Origin of the sequence: Cellulomonas sp. RIT-PI-Y, from assembly GCF_025642745.1 — a bacterium.
Lineage (GTDB): Bacteria > Actinomycetota > Actinomycetes > Actinomycetales > Cellulomonadaceae > Cellulomonas.
Genome location: NZ_JANZKP010000007.1, coordinates 65,859 through 90,285 on the forward strand (window position 1 = coordinate 65,859; position 24,427 = coordinate 90,285).

Annotated in this window: 28 protein-coding genes; 9 read left to right on the plus strand and 19 right to left on the minus strand. The window is 72.4% G+C overall.

The genetic code is table 11. The annotated features are described in order from the left end of the window. Positions 1-4 precede the first annotated feature (4 nt). Positions 5-214, minus strand: a complete 210-nt coding sequence (locus tag OGL89_RS04255; protein WP_263118632.1) for a hypothetical protein — start codon at positions 212-214, stop codon at positions 5-7. Between the two features lie 77 nt (positions 215-291). On the opposite strand from OGL89_RS04255, the gene OGL89_RS04260 reads away from it, so the two are divergent. Next, the gene (locus OGL89_RS04260; RefSeq protein WP_263118633.1) at positions 292-750 is read left to right on the plus strand and encodes a hypothetical protein; all 459 of its coding nucleotides are present in this window, start codon (positions 292-294) and stop codon (positions 748-750) included. Positions 751-785: 35 nt separating this feature from the next. On the opposite strand, the gene OGL89_RS04265 is transcribed toward OGL89_RS04260, so the two are convergent. From OGL89_RS04265 to OGL89_RS04275, 3 genes are all read right to left on the minus strand, one after another. Next, the gene (locus OGL89_RS04265; protein ID WP_263118634.1) at positions 786-1,154 is read right to left on the minus strand and encodes a hypothetical protein; all 369 of its coding nucleotides are present in this window, start codon (positions 1,152-1,154) and stop codon (positions 786-788) included. Further along, positions 1,151-1,576 carry a hypothetical protein gene (locus tag OGL89_RS04270; RefSeq protein ID WP_263118635.1) on the minus strand — a complete coding sequence of 142 codons (426 nt, stop codon included), beginning with the start codon at positions 1,574-1,576 and terminating at the stop codon, positions 1,151-1,153. Before OGL89_RS04270 ends, OGL89_RS04265 begins: the two co-directional genes overlap by 4 nt. 64 nt (positions 1,577-1,640) lie before the next feature. After that, entirely contained in the window at positions 1,641-2,288 is a 648-nt protein-coding gene (locus OGL89_RS04275) for an MBL fold metallo-hydrolase (RefSeq protein WP_263118636.1), read from the minus strand. A gap of 78 nt (positions 2,289-2,366) precedes the next feature. Here OGL89_RS04275 and OGL89_RS04280 point away from each other — a divergent pair, with 78 nt between their 5' ends. Next, positions 2,367-3,143: a ParA family protein gene (locus tag OGL89_RS04280; protein WP_263118637.1), complete on the plus strand. Its 777-nt coding sequence runs from the start codon at positions 2,367-2,369 to the stop codon at positions 3,141-3,143. Here OGL89_RS04280 and OGL89_RS04285 read toward each other — a convergent pair. The 9 genes from OGL89_RS04285 to OGL89_RS04325 form a co-directional block, all read right to left on the minus strand. Next, positions 3,140-3,532, minus strand: coding sequence for a hypothetical protein (locus OGL89_RS04285; protein WP_263118638.1), 393 nt, complete (start codon positions 3,530-3,532; stop codon positions 3,140-3,142). The genes OGL89_RS04280 and OGL89_RS04285 overlap by 4 nt on opposite strands. 161 nt (positions 3,533-3,693) lie before the next feature. Next, entirely contained in the window at positions 3,694-4,281 is a 588-nt protein-coding gene (locus OGL89_RS04290; protein WP_346770673.1) for a MerR family transcriptional regulator, read from the minus strand. A 152-nt stretch (positions 4,282-4,433) separates the two neighbouring features. Further along, positions 4,434-4,973 (minus strand): bifunctional nuclease family protein, encoded by a 540-nt coding sequence (locus tag OGL89_RS04295; RefSeq protein WP_263118639.1) that lies wholly within the window; start codon positions 4,971-4,973, stop codon positions 4,434-4,436. A 47-nt stretch (positions 4,974-5,020) separates the two neighbouring features. After that, the gene (locus OGL89_RS04300; protein WP_263118641.1) at positions 5,021-5,800 is read right to left on the minus strand and encodes a MerR family transcriptional regulator; all 780 of its coding nucleotides are present in this window, start codon (positions 5,798-5,800) and stop codon (positions 5,021-5,023) included. Then, entirely contained in the window at positions 5,800-6,300 is a 501-nt protein-coding gene (locus OGL89_RS04305; protein WP_263118642.1) for an FHA domain-containing protein, read from the minus strand. The genes OGL89_RS04300 and OGL89_RS04305 overlap by 1 nt, the downstream gene beginning before the upstream one ends. 134 nt (positions 6,301-6,434) lie before the next feature. Then, positions 6,435-7,220, minus strand: coding sequence for a DUF881 domain-containing protein (locus OGL89_RS04310; protein WP_263118643.1), 786 nt, complete (start codon positions 7,218-7,220; stop codon positions 6,435-6,437). Continuing rightward, on the minus strand, positions 7,217-7,549 hold the full coding sequence (locus tag OGL89_RS04315) for a small basic family protein (RefSeq protein WP_263118644.1): 333 nt from the start codon (positions 7,547-7,549) through the stop codon (positions 7,217-7,219). Before OGL89_RS04315 ends, OGL89_RS04310 begins: the two co-directional genes overlap by 4 nt. Beyond that, positions 7,550-8,404, minus strand: a complete 855-nt coding sequence (locus OGL89_RS04320; RefSeq protein WP_263118645.1) for a DUF881 domain-containing protein — start codon at positions 8,402-8,404, stop codon at positions 7,550-7,552. 32 nt (positions 8,405-8,436) lie between these two features. Next, entirely contained in the window at positions 8,437-9,027 is a 591-nt protein-coding gene (locus OGL89_RS04325) for a CDP-alcohol phosphatidyltransferase family protein (RefSeq protein ID WP_263118646.1), read from the minus strand. A 114-nt stretch (positions 9,028-9,141) separates the two neighbouring features. Here OGL89_RS04325 and OGL89_RS04330 point away from each other — a divergent pair, with 114 nt between their 5' ends. Continuing rightward, positions 9,142-9,555, plus strand: a complete 414-nt coding sequence (locus tag OGL89_RS04330; protein ID WP_263118647.1) for a CoA-binding protein — start codon at positions 9,142-9,144, stop codon at positions 9,553-9,555. A 180-nt stretch (positions 9,556-9,735) separates the two neighbouring features. Next, positions 9,736-11,619, plus strand: a complete 1,884-nt coding sequence (locus OGL89_RS04335; protein ID WP_263118648.1) for a DEAD/DEAH box helicase — start codon at positions 9,736-9,738, stop codon at positions 11,617-11,619. A gap of 222 nt (positions 11,620-11,841) precedes the next feature. On the opposite strand, the gene OGL89_RS04340 is transcribed toward OGL89_RS04335, so the two are convergent. From OGL89_RS04340 to OGL89_RS04360, 5 genes are all read right to left on the minus strand, one after another. Beyond that, on the minus strand, positions 11,842-12,888 hold the full coding sequence (locus tag OGL89_RS04340; protein WP_263118649.1) for a beta-eliminating lyase-related protein: 1,047 nt from the start codon (positions 12,886-12,888) through the stop codon (positions 11,842-11,844). 55 nt (positions 12,889-12,943) lie between these two features. Then, positions 12,944-13,366 (minus strand): Fur family transcriptional regulator, encoded by a 423-nt coding sequence (locus OGL89_RS04345; protein ID WP_263118650.1) that lies wholly within the window; start codon positions 13,364-13,366, stop codon positions 12,944-12,946. Between the two features lie 116 nt (positions 13,367-13,482). Next, on the minus strand, positions 13,483-13,764 hold the full coding sequence (locus OGL89_RS04350; RefSeq protein ID WP_263118651.1) for an HU family DNA-binding protein: 282 nt from the start codon (positions 13,762-13,764) through the stop codon (positions 13,483-13,485). Between the two features lie 132 nt (positions 13,765-13,896). After that, the gene (locus OGL89_RS04355; protein WP_263118652.1) at positions 13,897-14,952 is read right to left on the minus strand and encodes a PHP domain-containing protein; all 1,056 of its coding nucleotides are present in this window, start codon (positions 14,950-14,952) and stop codon (positions 13,897-13,899) included. A 3-nt stretch (positions 14,953-14,955) separates the two neighbouring features. Beyond that, positions 14,956-16,017 (minus strand): Ku protein, encoded by a 1,062-nt coding sequence (locus OGL89_RS04360; RefSeq protein ID WP_263118653.1) that lies wholly within the window; start codon positions 16,015-16,017, stop codon positions 14,956-14,958. 76 nt (positions 16,018-16,093) lie between these two features. On the opposite strand from OGL89_RS04360, the gene OGL89_RS04365 reads away from it, so the two are divergent. The 4 genes from OGL89_RS04365 (at position 16,094) to OGL89_RS17105 (ending at position 20,021) form a co-directional block, all read left to right on the plus strand. Continuing rightward, positions 16,094-17,011: a DNA ligase gene (locus OGL89_RS04365; protein ID WP_276581980.1), complete on the plus strand. Its 918-nt coding sequence runs from the start codon at positions 16,094-16,096 to the stop codon at positions 17,009-17,011. After that, a complete protein-coding gene (ligD, locus tag OGL89_RS04370) occupies positions 17,008-17,889 on the plus strand; it encodes a non-homologous end-joining DNA ligase (RefSeq protein ID WP_263118655.1) in 882 nt (293 codons plus the stop codon). Before OGL89_RS04365 ends, ligD begins: the two co-directional genes overlap by 4 nt. 99 nt (positions 17,890-17,988) lie before the next feature. Continuing rightward, the gene (locus OGL89_RS17100; protein WP_263118656.1) at positions 17,989-18,702 is read left to right on the plus strand and encodes a LytTR family DNA-binding domain-containing protein; all 714 of its coding nucleotides are present in this window, start codon (positions 17,989-17,991) and stop codon (positions 18,700-18,702) included. Next, positions 18,699-20,021 (plus strand): ATP-binding protein, encoded by a 1,323-nt coding sequence (locus tag OGL89_RS17105; protein ID WP_263118657.1) that lies wholly within the window; start codon positions 18,699-18,701, stop codon positions 20,019-20,021. Before OGL89_RS17100 ends, OGL89_RS17105 begins: the two co-directional genes overlap by 4 nt. Here OGL89_RS17105 and glf read toward each other — a convergent pair. Beyond that, complete coding sequence (gene glf, locus OGL89_RS04385) at positions 20,012-21,154, minus strand: UDP-galactopyranose mutase (RefSeq protein WP_263118658.1); 1,143 nt, start codon at positions 21,152-21,154, stop codon at positions 20,012-20,014. The genes OGL89_RS17105 and glf overlap by 10 nt on opposite strands. Before the next feature lie 254 nt (positions 21,155-21,408). Between glf and OGL89_RS04390 the strand changes: the two genes are divergently transcribed. Next, positions 21,409-24,288 carry a glycoside hydrolase family 3 N-terminal domain-containing protein gene (locus OGL89_RS04390; RefSeq protein WP_263118659.1) on the plus strand — a complete coding sequence of 960 codons (2,880 nt, stop codon included), beginning with the start codon at positions 21,409-21,411 and terminating at the stop codon, positions 24,286-24,288. The last annotated feature ends 139 nt before the right edge of the window (positions 24,289-24,427 follow it).

Below are 24,427 nucleotides of genomic sequence, written 5' to 3' on the forward strand. Positions count from 1 at the left end.
TCGATCATCCCATCGAACGCTCACCGTCCGCAGTCGCCCATCCGCTGGCCCGGACCATGTCGGCGGCGATCTCCGGCACGCGGCGCCCGTCGGTGGCGATCCGCACCGTCCGGGCGGGCGCTCCGTCGGCGAGCAGCCGGGCCACCCGCGCACTGCTCACCAGGTGCCCGTCGAGTCCGCCGCCGATCTCCCGGGCACCGAGGCGCGCCGCCACCGTGGCGTCCTCCCCGGTGAGCTCGACCAGACAGCCGCCGGGCGCGGTGGCCAGGGGTTTTCGGGCAGGATCGGGCCATGCCGATCGACGACGCGACGCAGACCACGGTGCGCGAGCTCTGGGCCGCCGGACAGGCGGTGGACCGCGCTCCGGCACCGGTGCCGGAGTCCGACCCGTGGCGCGAGGCCGATCAGGGCGCACCGCCGGACGAGACGGTGGTGTCCTTCCCCGGCACCCCGGAGGTCGAGGTCCGGCTGCACGCCGACGGCCGGGACACCGTGCTGGTGGAGACCACCGCCGACTTCGACGTCCCGCGCACGGACGTCGTGGCCCTGGTCACCGAGGTGCTCGCCGGGCGGGTGCTCCGGCGCCCCCGGGTCCGGGGGTTCCTGGGGAACATGGCGTCCGCGCTGCTGGGCAGTCCGGCACCGGCGGACGCGGAGATCCGGGTCGGCGACCGGGTGTACGCCACGCCGATCACCGCCCAGCAGCCGTTGTCCACCTGGCTGATGGCCAGGCCGCTCACCGAGGACTAGGGCGCCGTCGGCGACGGTGCCGTCGGCGGGCTCGGTCAGGGGGCCTGGTCCGGCCAGGCGGGCGCGGCCTCCGGGCACCCGGGTCCGGACAGGGAGGAGACGTCGGCCGGGCCGGGCGACGTGTACGGCGCGTCGGCGTCGACCGGCAGCCCCACCGACCCGGCCCGCGCCCCGTTCGCGTAGATGTCGACCATGCCGACCGGGACCTCGACCGTCACGGCCGTCCCCGTGGACAGGGTGGCGGCGCCGACCACCTCGTCGCCCTGGCGGCACTCGACCTGCACCGGGTCCCCGGTCGTCGAGGTCCCGGGGCAGAACGCGACGTGCTGGACCCGCGGCTGGTCCGCACCCCCGCAGGCCGCCAGTCCGAGGACCAGCACCGGCAGCAGGAGCCGGCGCCTCACGGCTGGGGCGGCTGCTGCTGACCCGGGTATCCCGGATAGCCACCGGTGGGGTAGCCGCCGGTGGGACGGCCGTAGCCCGGGTGCTGGCCCGGCTGCTGCTGGGCCGGCTGCGCGGCGGTGGGCTGGGTCGCCGGGTACCCGCTCGGCGCCTGGTACCCGGGGTAGGGCTGACTCGGCGCGGCGGCCGGTGACAGGGACTTGACCACCAGTCCGCCGGCCAGGATCGCGCCGCCGGTGAACCCCGCCATCGTGATGATCGTGCTGAACAGGCTCAGCGCGCTCCAGCCGAAGGTGTTGCCGCCGTAGTAGCTGCCCAGGGCGACGCCCTGCACCAGCAGGTAGACGAGTTGCAGCACCAGAGAGCCGCCCAGCAGGCAGAGCCCGGTGGTGATCAGTGCCTTGGCGGACGGACGTCCGGACATGCCGACTCCTCAGGGCTCGGTGAGACCGGGGTGAGGCCGGTCCGCGGTCACCGTAGCGCGCGGGTCAGCCCAGGTCGAAAGACTCGCCCACCGCCAGCCGCCGGTACTCCGCCGCCCCGCCGAGCCCGCCGACCATCCGGTCCGAGAGCCCCTTGCCCGCGTCGGACAGGATCGCGTCGTGGATCGGCACCGCGATCCGCGGCCGGACCGCCCGCACGTAGTCGATCGCCTCGCCGAGCTTCAGCCAGGGCGCGGACACCGGCACGAACAGCACCTCCACCGGGACACCGGGCTCGGTCAGCGCGTCGCCGGGATGGAAGACGACGTCGTCGACCAGGTACCCGACGTTCTCCGGTCGCGGCACGTCGCTGTGGATCAGCAGGTGCTCACGCCCGATCGTGCGCACCGCGAACCCTGCGGCGGACAGCACCTCGCCCTCGGTGACGGCGTGCACCCGGTCGAACGGCGCCCCGGCGTCGACCAGCTGGGTCGCCACCGACTCCGGGCCCCAGACCTGCAGGCCGTCCCGCTCGGTCACGGCGGCGGCCAGCGGGTCGACGGCGAGGTGGTCGACGTGGTCGTGCGTGACCAGGATCGCGTCGGCGGCGTCGAGCACGGAGAGGTCGGAGAAGGTGCCCGGGTCGATCACCAGTCGTCGTCCGTCGCGGTCGAAGGACAGGCAGGCGTGGCCCCAGGAGGTGATGGTCGTCATGCCCCCAGCATCGCCCCGTGCGGTCCACCCGTCGAATGCTCCGCACACTCCCCCGGCCAGGGCCGATACGGTACGGGGGTGCTGGTGCTCGGAGTGTGTTCACTGAAGGGCGGCGTCGGGAAGACGTCCGTGACGCTCGGACTGGCGTCCGCCGCGCTGGAGCGCGGGCTGCGGACCCTGGTGGTCGACCTCGATCCGCAGGGCGACTCGACGCTGGCGCTCGCCCCCGCACCCGCCGCGGGCACGGTGTCCGAGGTGCTGGACTCCCCCGGTCTGGAGACCCTGACCCAGGCGATCGCGGCCAGTTCCTGGGCCGACGAGGGCCTGGACGTCCTGGTCGGTTCCGCTGACTCCGCCCGGCACGACGGCTACGGCCACGACGGCAGCACCCGCGAGCTGGATCGGCTCCGGTTCGCACTCGCCTGGCTGCACTCCTACGACCTGGTGCTGGTGGACTGCCCGCCGTCGCTCGGCGGTCTGACCCGCACCGGGCTGACCGCGTGTGACCGCGCCGTGGTGGTCACCGAGCCCGGACTGTTCGCGGTCACCGCCGTGGGCCGCGCGATGCGGACCATCGACGAGCTGCGCCGCGGTCCCGCCGGACAGCTCCAGCCCCTGGGCGTGGTGGTGAACCGGGTGAAGGCGCGCTCGGTGGAGCAGGCCTTCCGGCTGGAGGAGCTGAGCGGTCTCTACGGGCCGCTGGTGCTGACCCCGTTCGTGCCGGAACGCGCCGCGTTGCAGCAGGCACAGGGTGCCGCACAGCCGGTGCACGCCTGGCCGGGTCAGGGCGCCCGGGAGCTGGCGGCCACCTTCGAGCACCTGCTGGACCGGGCGCTGCGGGCGCCGAGGGCCTAGGACCCGACCAGGACATACCCGAGGCCGAGGGCGACCGCGGGGATCAGCCAGCCCGCCGACACCATCCCGGTGAGCATGCCGGTGAGCACCAGGCGGCGTTCGGACCGCCGGGAGGCCGGCTGGTGCGCCCGCTGGACCCGTTGCCGCCGGGCCCGCCGTCGCACGCGGCGCCACCACCACCCGCCGCAGGCCAGCGCACCCACGCCCGCCAGGACCCCGGCGGTGACCAGGGTGACCGCCACCCCGTAGCGGGCCTGCCCCCGGACGACCTCGATCAGCCCGAGCGCGATCAGCTGCACACCGATCCCGCCCACGCCGAGAGTGGCGGACCAGCGGGCGGACCGGGGGGCGCGCAGCGGCGCGAGATCGGGGGCGGTGGCGACGGACATCGGCGGTTCCAGGACGGAGGGGACGAGCGGATGCCGGCGACGCTAGGTCCGGAGTCTGGGAGTCCGCCCGGAACGCGCTGTCCGTCACGGAGCGTGCACCAGGTCCGCACACGACGGAGGACCCGCCCCCACACAGGGACAGGTCCTCCGGTTCGTCGTGTTCAGCCCGCGTTGCGGCGGGCGGCGCGGCGCGCGGCCAGCTCGTCCTGCGGCGAGTCCATCACCGGCTCGTCCTCGACCCGCTCGGTGGGCAGCTCGGCCAGCGAGCCCTCGACCTCGCGCCAGACCCGGCCGACCGCGATGCCGAACACGCCCTGACCGCCCTGCACCAGGTCGATGACCTCGTCCGCGGAGGTGCACTCGTAGACCGAGGCGCCGTCGGACATCAGGGTGATCTGGGCCAGGTCGTCGACGCCCCGCTCGCGCAGGTGGCCGACCGCGGCCCGGATCTGCTGCAGGGACACCCCGGTGTCGAGCAGGCGCTTGACCACCTTGAGCACCAGGATGTCCCGGAAGGAGTAGAGCCGCTGGGTGCCGGAGCCGTGGGCGGGGCGGACCGTGGGCTCGACCAGTCCGGTGCGGGCCCAGTAGTCCAGCTGGCGGTAGGTGATCCCGGCGGCACGGCAGGCGGTCGGCCCGCGGTAGCCGGAGGCGGTGTCCAGGTCCGGCAGCTCGTCGCCGAACAGGAGGCCCTGCGCCCGCTGCGGGATGCTGCCGGCGGCGTCGGCCGTCTGTTCGGTGCCGGTCACGGGTGCCTCCGAGGTGTGCGAACCGCGGCTGTCGCGGTGCGGGGATCTGATGTCAACGCTAGGCCGGTGGACTGACACGGTCAACGACCGCCGACCTCCCGGCCGAAAGCGTGTCGCGGTCGGCGTGTCTTACCTTCGACCTGAGGTTGAAGCTAGCGGTTCTCGGCGCCGGATGCAGGCGACGCGCCGCCGTCACCGAAATCTTCCGGCTCGACCTGGTCCAGGAACTCCCGGAACCGTTCGACCTCGTCCTCCGACTCGGTCCCGTCGGTGCCGGGACCGTCGGTGACCTGGGCCTCCACCCCCACCTGGGCCAGGACGTCGACCGCGCACCACACCGGGCAGTCCATCCGCACCGCCAGCGCCAGCGCGTCGGAGGCCCGCGCGTCCACCCGCTCCTCCTCCCCCAGCACCAGCGCGGCGTGGAAGATCCCGCCGGTCAGCTCCGTGATCTCCACCCGGGTGAGCCGGGTGCCAAGGGTGTCCAGCACCGAGCGGAGCAGGTCGTGCGTCATGGGCCGCGGCGGCACGATCCCGGCCTGCGCGGTGGCGATGGCGGCGGCCTCCACCGGTCCGATCGAGATCGGCACGACGAGTTCTCCGATCGGCTCCAGCAGGAGGACGACCAGCTCCTCGTCATCAGGGTGCCGGCGGACACCGAGCACCTCCACCTCGACCAGATCGTCGTGCATGACGCCACGCTACGGCCGGGGCGGCCCGGACGCGCGACGCGAACCGCTCAGTCGGTCAGGCCGGCGACGCCGCCGCGGACCAGCGCGGTGTGCAGCCGGGTGCACAGCTCGCCCACCTCGGCGGCCGTGGTGCTGGCGCGGCCCTGGGCGGAGGGCGAGTTCTGGCCGCGCCACGGGGCGACCACGGTCTCCACCAGATCGATCTGCCGGTCCGCGGCCGTCCGGAACGTCCTCAGGTGCCGGGCCTGCACGCCGTGCTCGGCCAGGGCGGCGGCCGCGATCACGACCTCCTTGGCCCAGGCGTCCAGATGGCCCGAACCGGAGGGCCGCAGCACGCCGGCGGTCACCAGCTCGGCGACCACCGACGGGTCGACGCCCGCCTCGGCCGCCAGCTCGGCCGGGGTGTACCGGCCGTCGCCGGGACCCTGGCGGACCACGCCGTCCTCTGCCACCACCCGGGCCGCGGGGGCGGGCTCGGTCGCGGTCCCGGCGTCCAGCTCGGCCAGCCGCTCACCGATCACCTTCAGCGGCACGTACCGGTCCCGCTGCTCGCGCAGCACGAACCGCAGTCGCTCCAGATCCGCCGGGCTGTACTGGCGGTACCCCGCGGGCGTGCGCACCGGGTCGACCAGACCCTGTTCCTCCAGGAAGCGCAGCTTGGAGTTGGTCACCGCGGGGAACTCGACCCGCAGCGCCGACAACACGTCGGAGATCCGCATCGTGGCCGCGCGGGAGAGCCCCCGCGGCCAGGCACCCGTGACCGCGACGGCGGGCTCGACCGCGGACTCGGGCTCCGACTCCGGGACCCGGATCGGGCGTGCCGCCATCAGGCGTCGGCCGTAGGCGTACCGCGGTGCGCCGACGGGCTCGGGTGGAAGGTCATCCGGAACTTGCCGATCTGGACCTCGTCACCGGAGCGCAGCACGACCGAGTCGATCCGCTCCCGGTTCACGTAGGTGCCGTTCAACGAGCCGATGTCCCGCACCACGAAGTCGTCCAGCTCGCGCACGAACTCGGCGTGCTTGCGGGAGACGGTCACGTCGTCCAGGAAGATGTCGGCGTCCGTGCTGCGACCGGCCACGGTCCGCTCGTCGTCGAGCAGGAAACGCGCCCCGGATCCCGGGCCGCCCCGCTGCATGACCAGGAGCGCGGAGGTCCGCGGCAACGCCTGGACCGCGGCGGCCTGCTCGGCGCTCAGACCCGCGGGGGCGACCGGGTCGCCGTCCAGCGGGCCGAGGTGGCCAAACGCGAGCGTGGTGTCCTCGGGCCGGGGCCCGCCCTGTGCGCCGGACCCGGATGCCCCGGGCACCTGCTGCTCCTCGCTCATGCCACCTCCCAGCGTGGATGCGTCCCGCCGGTCCGCCGGACCGTGGGACGTCGCTTCCCTGCCCCGACCTGCGCCGGGGTCCTCCCGACAGCCTATGCGGCGCGGACCGGTTCAGCACACCCCGTCGGCCGGATTCAGCCCTGTGAATCGGGCTCCGGCGTGGCGAACTGCGGCGTCGTGAGCTCACGCAACGCCGTGATCTCGACCAGGTCCTGCGTGTCCACCTGGGCGGTCCCGCCGTCGATCTGTACCTTGGCGACCGCGCCGCCGGGGATCGCCATCGCGGTGGCCATCGTGTCCGGATCGCCGATCGCCAGCCAGTGGTACGGCGGGCTCTGCGCGACGCCGTTCACCGCGATCCCGGCGTCGGTCGCCACGATCGAGCTGGTCGCGGTGAGCCGCTGGTCGTTGAACTGCACGGCCTCCGCCCCGGCGTTGCGCAGCTCCTCCAGCAGGTTGAGCAGCGTCAGCGCCGACACCGAGCGGCTCGGGTCGTTCACGGTGATCGCCACCCCGGGGCCCTGGGCCGGCAGCCGGCCGGACAGGATGCCCTGCGCGACGGCGGACCGGGTCGCGCTCTCCAGCGCCGCCTCCCGGCTGGTCGACCCGGAGCGCAGGTCCTGTCGGGTCCGTTCCAGATCGGCCACCTGGTCGGCGAGCTGGTCGGCCTGCCGGGTGGTCTGGTCGAGCAGGCTGACCAGCTCGGACTGGCGCATGGTGGACAGCGAGTCCTCGCCGGTGGAGCGCACCTGCAACGCGATCGCGAACCCGAGCAGGGCGCACAGCAGTCCGGTGATCACCTGGGCCCGGGTGGCACGGGGGCGCAGCGCGTGCGCCAGGGTGCGCCATCCGTCCCCGGCCGACCGGGTCGCGACCTCCGGGGCGGGCTGCGGCGGAGTGTCCTGGTCCGGGGTGCTCATGCCTTGAACAGGTGCCGCCGGATCGCGGCCACGTTGGAGAAGATCCGGATACCGAGGACGACCACCACACCGGTCGACAGCTGCGAACCGACGCCGAGCTGGTCGCCGAGGAACACGATCAGCGCCGCGACCACCACGTTCGACAGGAAGGACACCAGGAACACCCGGTCGTCGAAGATCCCGTCCAGCACCGCGCGCAACCCGCCGAACAGCGCGTCCAGGGCGGCCACCACGGCGATCGGCAGATACGGCTGCAGCTCGGTGGGGATGGTGGGCTCGAAGACCAGGCCGGCGATCACGCCGAGGGCCAGGCCGATGACCGCGATCACTCAGCTCTCCTCCGGGTCGGGGGTGTCCAGTGTGGCAGCCGGGTCGTCGATCACGGGGACGCCCCCCGGCAGCGTCGCCGACCGGAGGGTGGGCGTCGCGGCACCGGGCAGGTGCAGGTCCTGCTGCGCCCCGAGGTGCACGCCGATGCCGTAGGTCGACTGCAGCACCGCCATCAGCTGACCGGCGGTGGTCCGGGCCAGCGCGGTCTGCATGCCCTGCGGGTCACCGACCGCCTCGACCGTGTACGGCCCGACCAGTGGCACGACGTCCACCAGGATCGCGTCGCCGGCGGTCCGGATGGCGGTGGTGGTGGTCAGGCGCTGGCCGTTGACCGCGATCGCCTCGGCGCCGGCCGCCCACAGTCCGTTCACCACGCTCTGCAGATCGGAGTCGCGCACCCGGGAGTCCGGGTCGGCGTCGGCGGCGTCGACCTCGGCGTCGCTCAGGGTGATCCGCAGACCCTCACCGGTGACCGCGACCGCGCCGGTCGCCAGCTGGTCGGCGGCGAGCTGGTCCAGCAGCGGCGAGTCCGACGCCGACAGCGCCGCGGACTGCAGGCCGTCGATCTCGGACTGCAGGGTCGTGCTCGCGGTGCGCAGTCGGTCCAGCTCGGCGGTGCGCTCGGTGATCTGCTGAGCGAGCACCTCCCGGGCCGCCAGGGCACCGGGCTGCGGAGCACGCAGGGCGCCGACCGACCACGTGAACGCCGCACCGAGCACCACGGCCAGCAGGGTGACGGCGGCGGTGCCCCACCGGGTGTGCCGGGTCGGATGACCCTCCCGGGCGCGACGGTCCGCGGCGACCCGGTAGCCGGGGTCCAGCGGATTGCGCATGACGTCGGTGAGCACCGACATCGAGGCATCCCTGCGTCGCTGCGCCGCCACGATCAGACGGTCGCCGGGTGCGCGTCGTCCCGCATGATCAGCGGCCATGCCTGCCGGACGTACAGCAGCCCCGCGAACCAGTAGAGGACGATCCCCCACCAGGCGAACGCCCAGCCGAAGACCGACGCCAGGTCGCCGACCACACCGCCCCAGTGCGCCAGCAGCAGCAACGGGAAGGCGTAGAGCAGCGCGAAGGTCCCTGCCTTGCCCGCCAGGTGCACCTGCAGCGGGCCGTAGCCGCGCCGCGCCAGCAGGAGCAGCAGCACGAACAGCATCAGCTCACGGGCCAACAGCACGCCGACCATCCACCACGGCACCACGCCGCGCACGGCCAGGCCGAGCAGCGTCACCAGGATGAACAGCCGGTCGGCGGCCGGGTCGAGCACCTGCCCGAGCCGGGAGACCTGGCCCAGCCGACGCGCCAGCACCCCGTCCAGCCAGTCGCTGGCACCGGAGCCGGCCAGGACGATCAGCGCCCACCCGTCGTGTCCCCGGAAGATCAACACGGCGAACACCGGCACCATCAGCAACCGGATGAAGCTGATCACGTTGGGGATCGTCCACACGCGGTCGCTGATCTCGGGCTGCGACACGGACACCTCCCCTTGTCTGCTCCGGCGTGACCAGCACCCATCCTATGCGGGCTCAGAGCCTGTTCCGGGACCTCCGGGGGGCACGATCGGTGCGTGGCGTGCTTCTCTGGTCCGATGCGCAACGACCCGGCGATCATCCAGCGGCTGCTGACCACCACCGGCACCTGGGCCGTGGTCGGACTGTCCACGAACACGGCGCGCGCCGCGTACGGGGTCTCCGCGGTGCTGCAGGGCCTCGGGCAGCGGATCGTGCCGGTGCACCCGCGGGCCGAGACGGTGCACGGCTCCCCCGGCGTCCGGGCCCTGGCCGAGATCGACACGCCGGTCGACGTCGTCGACGTGTTCGTCAACGCGCGCCTGGCGGGCGACGTGGTCGACCAGGCGATCGCGATCGGCGCCCGCGCGGTCTGGCTGCAGCTCGGCGTGGTGGACGAGGCCGCGGCGACCCGGGCCGAGGCCGCCGGACTGGACGTCGTGATGGATCGGTGCCCGGCCATCGAGGCGCGCCGCCTGGGCCTGGGTGGCTGACGTCACGCTCGCTCGACGGCCCGACGGGAGTAGACTGGTGGCTCCTGACGGAGTCCGTCGCAAATCCCGTGTACGTGTGCTGAGGCCGGATGTGCCTCGATGTGGGTGTGGGGAAGACGCGACTGTGCCCGGCCGAACCCGGCCGCGCTGACGACGTCTCCCCCCATGAAGGCGTGATGCATGACTGTCATTGACCCTGCCCTGCCCACCGACTCCGACGTCGCCGTCGAGGCCCCCGTCACCTTCGCCGACCTCGGTCTGCCCGCCGCCCTGCTGGGCGCGGTGACCGACCTCGGCTTCACCACCCCCACGGCCATCCAGGCCGAGGCCATCCCGGCCCTGCTGTCCGGTCGCGACATCACCGGCGTCGCCCAGACCGGCACCGGCAAGACCGCCGCCTTCGGCCTGCCGCTGCTGGCCGCCGTCGACCCGGAGCTGCGCGAGGTGCAGGCCATCGTGCTGGCGCCGACCCGCGAGCTGGCCCAGCAGGTCGCCGACGCGCTGAGCTCCTTCGCCGAGGGCATCGACGGCCTGGAGGTCGTCGCGGTCTACGGCGGGTCGCCGTTCCTGCCGCAGGCCCGTGCGCTCAAGCAGGGCGCGCAGGTCGTGGTCGGCACCCCCGGCCGCGTGATCGACCACCTGGACCGCCGCACCCTCTCCCTGGACGGCGTGCGCTTCCTGGTGCTCGACGAGGCCGACGAGATGCTCCGAATGGGCTTCGCCGAGGACGTGGACCGGATCGCCTCCGCCGCGCCCCAGCAGCGCCAGGTCGCCCTGTTCTCCGCGACCATGCCGCCGCAGATCCGCCGGGTCGCCAACGATCACCTCACCGATCCGGTCGCGATCCAGGTCGACCGGCAGTCGTCCACCGTGGCCTCGGTCCGGCAGACCTACGCCGTCGTGCCCTTCCGGCACAAGGCGGGTGCGCTGGCCCGGGTGCTGGCGATCACCGAGGCCGACGCCGCGATCGTGTTCGTCCGGACCCGGTCCGCCGCCGAGGACGTGGCGGTGTCGCTGGTGGAGCGCGGGATCGCCGCCGCGTACATCTCCGGCGACGTGGCCCAGGGCGACCGGGAGAAGATCGTCGAGCGGGTGCGCTCCGGCGCGATCTCGGTGCTGGTCGCCACCGACGTGGCTGCCCGCGGTCTGGACATCGACCGGATCGGCCTGGTCGTGAACTTCGACGTGCCGGGTGAGCCCGAGGCCTACGTGCACCGCATCGGCCGCACCGGTCGTGCCGGGCGCACCGGCGAGGCGCTGACCTTCGTCACCCCGAACGAGAACGGCAAGCTGCGCGCGATCGAGCGCACCACCCGCCAGACCCTGGAGCAGGTGCAGATCCCCTCCCCCGCGGACGTCTCCGCGCACCGGGTGTCCCAGCTGCTGGAGCGCATCCCGGCCCGCCACGAGAAGGGCCGGCTGGAGCTGTACCGCACCGCCGCCGACCAGTTCCTGGCCGCGAACCCCGGCCTGGACGCGACCGCGCTGATCGCGACCCTGGCCGCACTGGCCGTCGGTGACGAGGGCCCGGCCCCCCGCGCCGAGCAGGGCGACGACCTGGACGACGCACTGTCCCGCGCCAGCCTGCGCGACACCGGTCGCAGCGAGCACTCCGACCGCCCCAAGGGCCGGAGCAACGCCTCGCGCCCGGCCAGCAACAGCGCGCGCTACCGGGTCTCCGTCGGTCGCAACCACGGTGTGCAGCCGGGGGCGATCGTCGGTGCGCTCACCAACGAGGGCGGCCTGACCGGCCAGGACCTCGGCAAGATCGACATCTTCAGCAGCTTCTCGCTGGTGGAGATCCCCGGTGGGCTCAGCCCGGAGGCATTCGACCGGATCGGCCGTGCCCGGGTCGCCGGCCGCCCGCTGCGCATCCAGGCCGACCAGGGCCCGCGTCCGAGCCGGGCCGGTGCGGGCGCCGGGTCCCGCGGCGGTGACGGTCCCCGTCGCGAGTACCGCGAGGGCGGTGCCCGTCGGCACGAGAGCGGCCCGCGCCGTTCCAACGACGACCGTCGTCCCGGCGGCAGCCGCGACCGGGTGCCCAGCCACCGCGACCGCTACTGATCGCACGCGGGAAGGGCCGCTACCCCACCGGGGCAGCGGCCCTTCCCGCGTTCACGGACCCTTCAGGCACCTGGTCCTCAAACCCGAGTGCGAAGAAGTTGGCGCCTGATGGGCGGTTTGGGCGACAAGTTCTCCGCACTCGGGCACGGAGCTGGCCCGGACCGGGTGCGGAGCAAGCGCGGGACAGGTCCGGCTAGCGCGCGGAGCGGGCTCGGAGCGGGGTCAGACCGCGGCGCGGACGGCGGCGGCGAAGGCGTCGACGTCCTGCTCGGTGGTGTCGAAGGCGCACATCCAGCGCACCTCCCCGGTGGCACGGTTCCAGTCGTAGAAGAACGCGGCCCGCTCGCGCAGCCGGTCCGCGACCCCCGCGGGCAGCGCGGCGAACACACCGTTGGACTGGGTGGGCTGGGTGATCCGGACGCCGGGGATGTCGGCCACCGACGCGGACAGCCGGGCGGCCATCGCGTTCGCGTGCCGTGCGGAGCGCAGCCACAGGTCGCCGTCGAACAGGGCCAGCAGCTGCGCGGAGACGAACCGCATCTTGGAGGCCAACTGCATGTCGACCTTGCGCTGGAAGTCGATGCCGGGGGTGGCCTCGGGGTCGAGGACCACGACGATCTCGCCGAACAGCGCTCCGTTCTTGGTGCCGCCCAGGCTGACGGTGTCCACACCGACGTCCGTGGTGAAGGCGCGCATCGGCAGGTCGAGGGCCGCGGCGGCGTTGGCCAGCCGGGCACCGTCCACGTGGACACGTAGGCCCAGGCCGTGCGCGTGGTCGGTGATCGCGGCGATCTCCACCGGGGTGTAGAGCGTGCCGACCTCGGTGGTCTGGGTGATCGAGACCACGCCGGGCTGGGCGCGGTGCTGGTCGCCGAACCCGTAGGCCTGGCGGTCGATCAGGTCGGGAGTGAGCTTGCCGTCCGGCGTGGGCACGGTCAGCAGCTTGAGGCCGCCGATCCGTTCGGGGGCGGCGTTCTCGTCGGTGTTGATGTGCGCGGTCTCGGCGCAGATCACCGCGCCCCAGCGCGGCAGCATGGTCTGCAGGGCGAGCACGTTCGCGCCGGTGCCGTTGAACACCGGGTAGCCTGCCGCCGCGGCACCGAAGTGCCCGCGCAGGACGTCCTGCAGCCGCTCGGTGTACACGTCCGCGCCGTAGGCCCGCTGGTGGCCGCCGTTCGCGGCGGCCAGCGCGGCGAGGATCTCCGGGTGCGCCCCGGCGTAGTTGTCGGAGGCGAAGCTACGGGCGTCGGGATCGTGCAGGGTGTCCACCCCGCCATTCTGCCGTCGCCGCCCGGGTGCTGACGACCAGCGTGCCAGCGGCGCCTCAGACGGTCGGGTCGATCCCGGCCGCGAGCTTGGCGCGGCAGTCGGCGCAGGTGCCGACCAGCTCGATGGTGTGCGCGACGTCGCTGAAGCCGTGGGTGGCCCCGACCTGGTCCGCCCAGGACTCGGCACCCGGGCCGTCGATCTCCACGGCGGTGCCGCAGTACCGGCACATCAGGTGGTGGTGATGGGTGCGTCGCGCACAGCGGCGGTAGACCGATTCGCCCTCCGGGGAGCGCAGGACGTCGACCTCACCCTGTTCGGCCAGGGTCTGCACGGCGCGGTAGACGGTGGCCAGACCGGTGCTGGAGCCCCCCGCACGGAGCAGGTCGTGCAGCTGCTGGGCGGAGCGGAACTCGTCCAGGTCGTCGAGCAGGGACAGGATCTCCGTCCGCTGACGGGTGTTGCGCTGCACGACAGCCATCGGGTTCCTCTCTCCTGCCACTGGAACGACCAGTCAGCATAGGCCACGAGCCGGGGACCCCGTGGGGTCCCCGGCTCGTGAACCGTGCGATCACGCCCGGGATTCCGGGCGCTGGATCACTTGGCGACGGCGCGCTTCAGGGCGGAGCCGGCGGTGATCTTCACCCGGAAGCCGGCCGGGATGTCCAGCGGCTCGCCGGTCTGCGGGTTGATGCCGGTACGGGCGGCACGCTCGGCGCGGGAGACCGCGAACAGACCCGGGATGGTCACCGACTCACCCGCGGAGAGCTGCTCGACCAGGACCTCCTGGAAGGCCTTGAGGGCCGCGTCGGCGGCGGTGTTGGTCAGACCGGCCTTGCCGGCGATGGCCTGGACGAGCTCAGTGCGGTTCACGCTCACGGATGTGCTCCTTGTGGATCGGACGAGGTGATCGGTGTCCGTCGTGGCCTGCGAGGCAGGATTCCGGCGGACCGACGGCCAAGACCATAACGGGAGCAGCCCCCTGCCGTGCAATGACGCGGATCGGCGTGTCTAGCTCCGGTCGGTCAGATGGGCGGTCAGCGCGTCCACCGGCCAGGTGTCCAGCACCCGGTCCGGACCGATCCCGTGCCCGGCCGCCCGCTCGCAGCCGACGCCCTGCCATGCCAGTTGTCCGGGGGCGTGCGCGTCGGTGTCGATGGTGAACAGGCAGCCCGCGTCGACCGCCAGGGCCAGCAGCTCGTGCGGCGGGTCGAGCCGGTCCGGGCGGCAGTTGATCTCCACCGCGACGCCGTGTTCCGCACAGTCCGCGAACACCGCATCGGCATCGAAAGCGCTGGCAGGACGCTTGCGCGAGCCGGTGAGCTGGCGTCCCGTGCAGTGCCCGAGCACGTCGACCCGGGGGTTCGCGACGGCGGCGCGCATCCGCCGGGTCATGGCCGGGGAGTCCATCCGGAGCTTGGAGTGCACCGAGGCGACGACGACGTCCAACCGGTCCAGCAGTGCGGGCTCCTGGTCCAGCGAGCCGTCGTCGAGGATGTCGACCTCGATCCCGGTCAGCACCCGGAACGGCGCGATCGCGGTGTTGAGGGCCTCGATCTGGTTCAGCTGAGCGCGCAATCGTGCCGGGGACAGTCCGGAGGCGATGGTGAGCCGGGGTGAGTGGTCGGTGATCGCCAGATAGGTGTGGCCCAGCTCCATCGCGGCCAGGACCATCTCCTGGATCGGGGTGGCACCGTCGGACGCCTCGGAGTGCGCGTGCAGGTCCCCGGTGAGTGCGGCGCGCAGGGCGGCGGCCGCCGGGGACAGCTCGGGGTCCGGGTAGGTGTCCGCCAGGCCGTCCAGGTACGGCTGGGGTCCTCCCGACGCTGCGGCGGTGGCGACCTCGGCGGTGCGGGCCCCGACCCCGGGCAGGTCGGTGAGCGTGCCCGCGTGCAGACGCCGGGCGAGCTCGTCCGCGGGCAGGGGCTCGAGCGCGGCCACGGCGGCACGGAACGCCTCCGAGCGGTACGAGGTCGCTCCACCGCGTTCCAGGAGGAAGGCTGCGCGGCGCAGGGCTGCGGCGACGGTGGCGGGCAGGCCGGGATCGGTGCGCGATGATCCGGTCACGGGTCAGGACGCGCGCTTGGCGGCGGGCTTGCGCGCGGCGGGCTTCTTCGCGGCGGATCCGGCCTTGGTCGTCGCGGCGGTCGTGGTCGCGGTCTTCGTTGCCCTGGACTTCGTGCCGGTCTTCGCTGCGGTTCCCGACTTCGCGGCGGTCCCGGTCTTCGTCGTGGTGCGGGACTTTGATGTGGTCCCGGACTTCCCGGTCGACGCCGCGGGATTGTCGTCCGTCGTCGTGCGGCGGCGGGTGCTCCGCCCGGGCGCCGGCTCCTCCTCCCCGCGTGCCGACCGTGCCTTCTCCACACTGCGCTGCAGGGCGGCCAGCAGGTCGACGACCTCCCCGGTGCGACCGCCCTCGCCGACCTCCTCCTCGCTGGGCTTCTCCTGCACGGTCCCGGAGCTCAGCTTGGCCTCGATCACGGACTCCAGCGCCGTGACGTACCGGTCCTCGAACCCGCTCGGGTCGAAGTCGCCGGCCAGCTGCTCCACCAGCGAGGACGCCATGGCGAGCTCCTGCGGCCGCACCTGCACGTCCCCGTCCAGGATCGGGAAGTCCGCGGCCCGGACCTCGTCCGGCCAGAGCAGGGTCTGCAGGCAGATCACGTCCTCCCGGACCCGGAGCACCGCCATCGACTCGCGCTGACGCAGGGCGACCTTCACCACCGCCATCCGGTCGGTCGCGGCCAGCGCCTCCCGCAGCAGGGCGTAGGGCTTGGCGGCGGTACGGTCGGGCTCCAGGTAGTAGGTCTTGGCCAGCAGGATCGGGTCGACCTGGTCGGCCGGGACGAACTCCAGCACCTCGATCTCCCGCTCGGTGGCCAGCGGCAGCTGGGCCAGGTCCTCGTCGGTGAGCACCACCAGCCGGCCGTCGTCGGTCTCGTAACCCTTGGCGATCTCGGACATCTCGACCGTCTCGTCCTCGATCGAGCACACCCGGCGGTAGCGGATCCGACCGCCGTCGGTGCGGTGCACCTGGTGCAGCGGCACCTCGTGCTCGCCGGTGGCGGCGTACAGCTTCACGGGGACGTTGACCAGACCGAAGGCCACCGCACCCTTCCAGATCGCGCGCATCGTCGTCTCCCTCCGGTGCGTGGTCGTCCACCGCGACGGATCACGGCGGTGTCGGCAGGATGGACCCGTGCAGCCCATGCTCGCCACCGCAACGACGACCGCCCGGCCACCGGTGGGCCCGGACTGGCGGTACGAGGTGAAGTGGGACGGCGTGCGGATCCTCGCGGACACCACCGCGGGACGCCTGCGCCTGCTGGGCCGCAACGGCCGGGACGCGGGACCGGCCTACCCCGAGCTGGACGCGCTGGACGCGTTGCCCGGGGCGGTGCTGGACGGTGAGGTGGTCGCGATGCGGGACGGTGTGCCGTCGTTCGCCGCCCTGGCGGAGCGGATGCACGTCCGGGACCGGGACCGCGCGTCGTGGCTGAGCACCCGGGTGCCGATCAGCTACGTGGTCTTCGACGTGCTGAGCCTGTACGGGGTGGACCTGACCCGCAGCCCGCTGGACGAGCGCCGCGCCACGTTGGAACGACTGGACCTCCCGGTGCCGGTCACCCTGTCGCCGGTGTACGACGACGGCACGCTGCTCTGGGACGCCACCCGGGAGCAGGGGCTCGAGGGCGTGGTCGCCAAGCGCGGCGGATCGACCTACCAGGCCGGGCACCGCTCGGCGGACTGGGTGAAAGCGGTGCACCGGGCCACCCGCACCGCCCTGGTCTGCGGTTGGCGACCGGAGAGCACCGGGTCGGGCCGACTGGGGTCGCTGCTGCTGGCCGCGCCCGGACCGGACGGCGGACTGCGGTACCTCGGTCGCGCCGGATCCGGCCTGACCGACGCGATGGGGCTGTCCGCACTGCTGGCCCCCCTGACCCGGCCGGACTCCCCGCTGGCCGAGGCCGTGCCGCCGGAGGATGCTCGCGGTGCCGTCTGGGTGGAGCCCGAGCTGCTGGTCGACGTGCGGTACCTGGCTCGCACCCCGACCGGTCGGCTCCGCCAGCCGGTGATCCGCGGACGACGCGAGGACACCACCGTCGACCCCTGGGAGCAGCGATGACCGAACAGCCGCAGGTGGTCGCGGTCGGCGGGCGGGAAGTCAGGCTGACCCACCTGGACAAGGTGCTGTACCCCGGCGGCTTCACCAAGGCCGAGGCGGTCGACTACGTGGTCCGGGTGGCGGAACCGCTGCTGGCCCAGCTGCGGGACCGACCGGTGACCCGGATCCGGTTCCCGCACGGCGTGACCGGACAGCAGTTCTTCGAGAAGAACACCCCGCGCGGTGCGCCGTCCTGGCTGCGCCGGCAGACCCTGCACGCCGCCCCGGGATCGGACGACGAGGGCAAGGAGTTGGACCTGCCGTTCCTGGACGACGTGGCCGGGCTGGTCTGGGCGACCAACGCCGGGGCGCTCGAGCTGCACACCCCGCAGTGGCGGGTCGGTCCGCGTGGCGGGCTGCGGAACCCGGACCGGCTGGTGATCGACCTCGATCCCGGCGCCCCGGCCGGGCTGGACGAGTGCGCCCGGGTGGCCCACCTGGTCGCCGACCGGCTGGCCGAGGACGGCCTGTCCGACACCGTGCCGGTCACCTCCGGGTCCAAGGGCCTTCAGCTGTACGCGGCCCTGGACGGCAAGCGGGACGTGCTGAGCATCCGCCAGTACGCCCGTGACCTGGCCCACGAGCTGGCCGCCGCGCATCCCGGCCAGGTGGTCGCCAGCCAGAAGAAGGACCTGCGCGGCGGGAAGGTGCTGCTGGACTGGTCGCAGAACCACCCGGCCAAGACCACCATCACGCCGTACTCGCTGCGGGGCCGGGAACGCCTGGCCGCCGCCGCCCCGCGCTGGTGGCCGGAGATCGAGCCGGGGCTGACCCAGCTCACCCCCGCCGAGGTGATCGCCCGGCTGAACGACCGGGGGGACCCGTTCGACCACGGATGACATGTCATCTACCATCGCGGGGCGTCCGGTCACCAGGGGTGGACCGCCAGCCGTGGCAGGGCCGAACCGGGCGCGACTCGTGTCGGAGGTTCCAGCCCCGTGATCCGGATCGGCATCGTCGAGGACGACCCGGCCAGTGCCCAGCTCCTGGTGGGCTACCTCCGGCGCTACCAGGACGAGCACGCCGACGAGTTCCAGGTGACCGTCTTCCACGACGGCGCGCAGGTGGTCCGGCACTACCGCCCCGACTTCGACATCCTGCTGCTGGACGTGCAGATGGCCGAGCTGGACGGCTTCGCCACCGCTGAGCGGATCCGGGCGGTGGACCGGGACGTGGTGATCGTGTTCATCACCAACATGGCGCAGTACGCGATCCGCGGCTACGAGGTGGACGCGCTGTCCTATCTGCTCAAGCCGGTCGCGTACTTCCCGTTCTCCCAGGAGATCGCCCGCTCGCTGGAGCGGATCCGGCGGCGCAGCTCGCAGTACCTGCTGCTGCCGGTCGACGGCGGAGTGGCCCGGGTCGACGTCGCGGACGTGGTCTTCGCCGAGAGCGTCAAGCACCGGATCGTGGTGCACACCACCCACGGCACGTACGGCCTGACCGGGGCGCTGAAGACGATGGAGGCGCAGCTGGCCGACCAGGGGTTCTTCCGGTCGAACTCCTGCTATCTGGTGAACCTGCGACACGTCCAGGGCGTCCGGCAGAGCAGCTGCCAGCTGGTCGGCGGACACGACCTGGTGATCAGCCGTCCGCGCAAGAAGGCGTTCCTGACCGCGTTGACCGACTACCTGGGCGGGCGGCCGCTGTGATCACCCAGCTGCTGCCGGACATCCCGCGCGAGCTGACCGGGATCGCGGAGTGGGCCGCCTGCCTGATCTACGTGCTGCTCCAGCGCAAGCGACTGCGGTGGCGCCGGCTGGTGCCGGTGCTGGCCCTGGCTCTGGGCGCCCAGGTCGGCGTGCAGATGCTGGCCGGGACCTTCCCGCTGACGCTGTGGTCGTTCGGGATGGCGCTCGCGGTCGGCGTCATGTTCGTGACGATCTGGTCCGCGGCCCGGATCACCGTGCGCGAGGCCGGGTACTTCTGCGCCCGGGCCCTGGTGCTGGCCGAGCTGGTGGCGGCCCTGCACTGGCAGCTGCACTGCTACTTCTTCGCCGACGGGGAGCACCCCCTGGTGCTGCGCGGCCTGGTGTTCGGTCTGGTCTACGTCGGGGCGTTCACCGTGGCGTGGCTGATCGAGTCCCGGCACTTCCGCCCGGACACGCAGCTGGACATCACCCGGCGCGACCTGGCGTCCGCCGCCGCGATCGCCGGAGTGACGTTCCTGGTCAGCAACCTGAGCTTCCTCACCGCCAACAGCCCGTTCAGCGGCCGGCTGGGGCTGGAGATCTTCTACATCCGCACGCTGGTGGACCTGTGCGGGTTCGTCGCGCTGTACGCCCAGCAGGGCCAGCACCTGCAGCAGCGGGCAGCGGCGGAGCTGCGGGCGATCGACGACATCCTGCGCACCCAGCACGAGCAGTACCTGGTCTCCAAGCGCAGCATGGACCGGATCAACCGCAAATACCACGACCTCAAGCACCAGATCGGCGTGATCCGGTCCGAGTCGGACCCCGGGCGCAAGGCCGAGTACCTGGACGAGCTGGAGGCCAGCGTCCAGACCTACGAGCAGCAGGCCCGGACCGGCAACGGCGTGCTGGACGTGCTCCTGACCACCAAGTCGATGGCGGCGGCGGAACGGGACATCGACCTGACCTGCGTCGCCGACGGCCAGGCGCTGGACTTCCTGTCCGTGATGGACATCTGCACCGTGGTCGGCAACGCGCTGGACAACGCGATCGAGGGCGCCCAGGCGGTGCCGGACCCGGAGAAGCGGCTGGTCAAGCTGGCGCTGCACAGCCGGAACGGGCTGACCGTCTTCACGGTGGAGAACTACTTCACCGGGGAGCTCAGCACCGAGGACGGCCGGATCGTCACCCGGCACGCGGACCGGGACAGCCACGGCTACGGGCTCAAGAGCATCCGGTACACGGCGGAGAAGTACGGCGGCTCGATGACCGTGCACGCCGCGGACCACTGGTTCGCGCTCCGGGTGCTGCTCCCGGCGCCCGACGGACGTCAGCGCTGAGCGCTCATCCGGTCCCACAGGCCCAGCGCGGACGCGATCGCCATGTGCATGTCCAGGTAGAGGTAGCTGCCCAGCCGCCCGCCGAAGTGCACCTCCGGCTCGTCCGCGGTGAGCGCGCGGTACGCCGTCAGCCGCTCCCGGTCCTGTGCGGTGCCCACCGGGTAGTACGGCTCGTCGTCCGCCCCGGCGGTGTGCGAGTACTCCCGCATGATCACCGTGCGCTCCTGGCTGTGCCGGTCCTCGCGCTCGGGGTGGAAGTGCCGGAACTCGTGGATCCGGGTCCACGGCACGTCCGGGTCGGCGTAGTTCATCACGCTGGTGCCCTGGAAGTCCCGGGTGTCGACCACCTCGGTCTCCAGCCGCAGTCCGCGCCAGCCGAGCACCCCCGCGCTGTGGTCGAAGTACCGGTCCAGCGGCCCGGTGTAGACGATCGGCAGCTGACCGCGGGCGGCGGCCTTGCTCAGCGGCTGCGCGGGGTCGAAGAAGTCCACGCCGAGCGTCACGTCGATCCGCGGGTGCGAGGCCATCGCCTCGAACCAGGCCGGGTAGCCGTGGGCCGGCAGTCCCTCGTAGGTGTCGGAGAAGTACCGGTTGTCGTACGCGTAGCGGACCGGCAGCCGGGTGATCACCGAGGCGGGCAGCTCCCGCGGGTCGGTCTGCCACTGCTTGGCGGTGTAGCCCTTGATGAACGCCTCGTACAGCGGGCGCCCGATCAGCGAGATCGCCTTCTCCTCCAGGTTCGCCGCACGCGCGCCGTCGACCTCCGCCGCCTGCTCGGCCACCAGTGCCCTGGCGGCGTCGGGGCCGAGCGCGGTGCCGAAGAACTGGTTCAGGGTGCCGAGGTTGATCGGCAGCGGGAACACCGTGCCGCGGTGGGTGGAGTACACCCGGTGCCGGTAGTCGGTGAAGGCGGTGAACCGGCTGACGTACTCCCAGACCCGCTCGTTCGAGGTGTGGAAGATGTGCGAGCCGTAGCGGTGCACCTCGATGCCGGTGCTCGGCTCGACCTCGGTGTACGCGTTGCCGCCCAGGTGGTCCCGCCGGTCGATCACCTGCACCCGCAGCCCGGCCTGCGCGGCACGCTCCGCCACCGTGAGCCCGAACAGCCCGGCGCCGACGACGAGCAGATCCATGCGAGCAGGGCCTTTCGAACCGGGGACCAGGGAGTCCGGGCGAGTGTAGCCAGTGCTGCCGGGCCGACAGATCGTGCACCGGAACCGACAGATCGTGCGCCGGGCCCGGCCCCGGTTCGCGGCCTCGGGTGTGCTGTGCCCGAGCCGTCACGCACCCCTGTCCTGACGGCGCGCAGACCGACGACGCCCGGTGACGACCGCCGTGCGCGCCCACTCGAAGGAGAGCTGTGACGGAAGCGGCGGCAAAGAAGCCGATGAGCAACAAGAAGTTCCTGGCGATCTGGGTGCCCGTGCTCAGCGTCGTCCTGGTCCTGGTGGTCGGCGCCAACATCGCGCTCGGCGTCTTCTCCAACTGGGTCAGCTCCCAGCTGGGCACCGGCACCTACACGATCACCAATGCCGACGGCACCGAGGACTGGGACACCGCGTACTCGACCGCCGACTACGCCACGGCCGACGAGGCCGAGGACGCGGCCGACGCGCTGGTCCGGGAGATCGCCGCCGAGGGCATCGTCCTGCTGAAGAACGAGGGCGACGCGCTCCCCCTGGGCGACGGCGACCTCGAGGTGACCCTGCTCGGCCGTGCCGCCGCCGACCCGATCTACGGCGGATCCGGCTCCGGCTCCACCGACACCAGCTCCGCGGTGGACGTGCGCCGGGGCCTGGAGGAGTCCGGCATCGCGGTGAACGACACCGTCTACTCCGAGCTGAGCGACTTCGCCGCGGCCACCCCGCGGACGAACATCGTGATGGACCTGCCCGCCGACTCGGTCTACGACATCGGCGAGATGCCGGCCGCCGACTACTCCGACGAGGCCGTCGCCTCGTTCAGCGACTACGGCGACGCCGCGGTGGTCGTGCTGGGCCGTGCCGGTGGCGAGGGCGGCGACCTGGCCACCAGCATGGAGGGCTGGGACGCGAACTACGTCCCCGGTCAGCACCAGCTGGAGCTGAACCAGGACGAGAAGGACACCCTCGCGCTCGCCGAGGCGCACTTCGACACCGTCGTGGTCGTGATCAACGCCTCCACCAGCATGGAGCTCGGCACCGTCCAGGAGGACGCGGGCGTCGACGCCGTGCTGCAGGTCGGCTCCCCCGGCCAGAGCGGATTCGCCGCGCTCGGTCAGGTGCTGACCGGTGCGGTGAACCCCTCCGGGCGGACCGTGGACCTGTACGCCGCGGACTTCGCCCAGGACCCGACCTTCCAGAACGTCGGCTCCTACCAGTACTCCAACATCTCCGGCCTGCCGACCGACGCGGCCAAGGGCGTGGACGGCGGTGCCTACTTCGTGCAGTACGAGGAGGGCATCTACGTCGGCTACCGGTACTACGAGACCGCGGCCGAGGAGGGCTTCCTCGACTACGACCAGGCCGTCGTCTACCCGTTCGGCTACGGCCTGAGCTACACCGACTTCCGCTGGGAGATGCTGGGCTCCACCGAGTCCGAGGGCACGCTGAGCACCCAGGTCCGGGTGACCAACACCGGCGACGTCGCGGGCAAGGACGTGGTGCAGCTGTACTACTCCGCCCCGTACACGCCCGGCGGCATCGAGAAGTCGTCCGTCGTGCTGGGGGCCTTCGACAAGACCGACCTGCTGGCCCCCGGCGAGTCCCAGACCCTGACCCTGGACCTCGCGGTCGAGGACATGGCGTCCTACGACGAGGCCGGCGCGCAGGCCTACGTGCTGGACGCCGGCGACTACCGGCTCACGGTGCGCTCCGACTCGCACACCGTGGTCGCCGACGCGCTGACCTACACCGTGGACAAGACGATCGTCTACGACGGCGACGACCACCGGGCCTCGGACCAGGCCGCGGTCACCAACCGGTTCGACGACGTCACCGCCGCGTTCACCGGCGAGGAGGGCGCGCCGCACACCATGAGCCGGGCCGACTTCGCCGGGACGTTCCCGACCGCACCGACCGACGCCGACCTGGTGGCCTCCGAGGAGACCGTCGCCGCCTTCGGCGGGTACGACGCGGCAGCTGCGGCCGAGGCGTCCGACGCCGAGATGCCGACCACCGGTGCCGAGGGCGACCTGACCCTGATCGACGTGCGCGGTCTCGACTACGACGACGAGCAGTGGCAGTCGCTGCTGGACCAGCTGACCGTCCCGGAGATGACCTCGGTCATCCTGAACGGCGCGTACAACACCGGGGCGATCGACTCGATCGTCAAGGAGGTCACCGGCGACTACGACGGTCCGGCCGGGTTCAGCTCCTTCATCAACGACGCGATCTCCGGGGTCAGCTACCCGTCCGAGGTGCTGCTCGGCCAGACCTGGAACGTCGACCTGGCCGAGAAGATGGGCGTGTCGATCGGCAACGAGGGCCTGACCCTGGGCGCCAACGGCTGGTACGCCCCCGCGGTGAACCTGCACCGCTCGCCGTTCGCGGGCCGGAACTTCGAGTACTACTCCGAGGACCCGCTGCTGTCCGGCACGCTGGCCACCGGGGTGGTGAACGGGGCGGCGTCGAAGGGCGTGTACTCCTACCTCAAGCACTTCGCGATGAACGACCAGGAGACCAACCGGGTCAACAACGGCATCGCGACCTGGGCCAACGAGCAGACCATCCGGGAGATCTACCTCAAGGCCTTCGAGATCCCGGTCAAGCAGGCCTCCGCCGAGATGTCGTACCTCGCCGACGACCAGGGCACCGTCGCCACCCGGGAGATCGGCGCCACCGCGGTGATGAGCTCCTTCAACCGGATCGGCGCCACCTGGGCCGGTGGCTCGCACGCCCTGATGACCGACGTGCTCCGCGAGGAGTGGGGCTTCGACGGCATCGCGATCACCGACTTCAACCTGTACGACTTCATGGACCCGGACCAGGCGATCATGGCCGGCACCGACCTGATGCTGACCTTCCAGCCGATGAAGTCCCTGGCCGACATCAGCTCGGCCGAAGCGGTGCAGAACATCCGGACGTCGACCCACGACATCCTGTTCGCCGTCGCCAACTCCAACGCCATGAACGGCGTGGCCACCGGTGCGGAGCTCAGCTACACCCCGCCGGCCTGGCGCTACTGGCAGATCGCCATCAGCTCGGTGCTCGGACTCGGCCTGCTGGCCGCTGTCTGGGGTGTGACCCGACGGGTCCGCACCCACCAGGTCGCGGCCGCCCAGGACTGATCCCGCTCACCCCGGCCGGTCGACCCGACGTCGACCGGCCGGGCTGGTGCATGCCCGGACGTCCCGACCGCGACGGTCGGCCGCGCGCTATCGTTCGAGGCCTCATCCCCCTCCACACAGTCCCTGTCCGCCAGCAGCC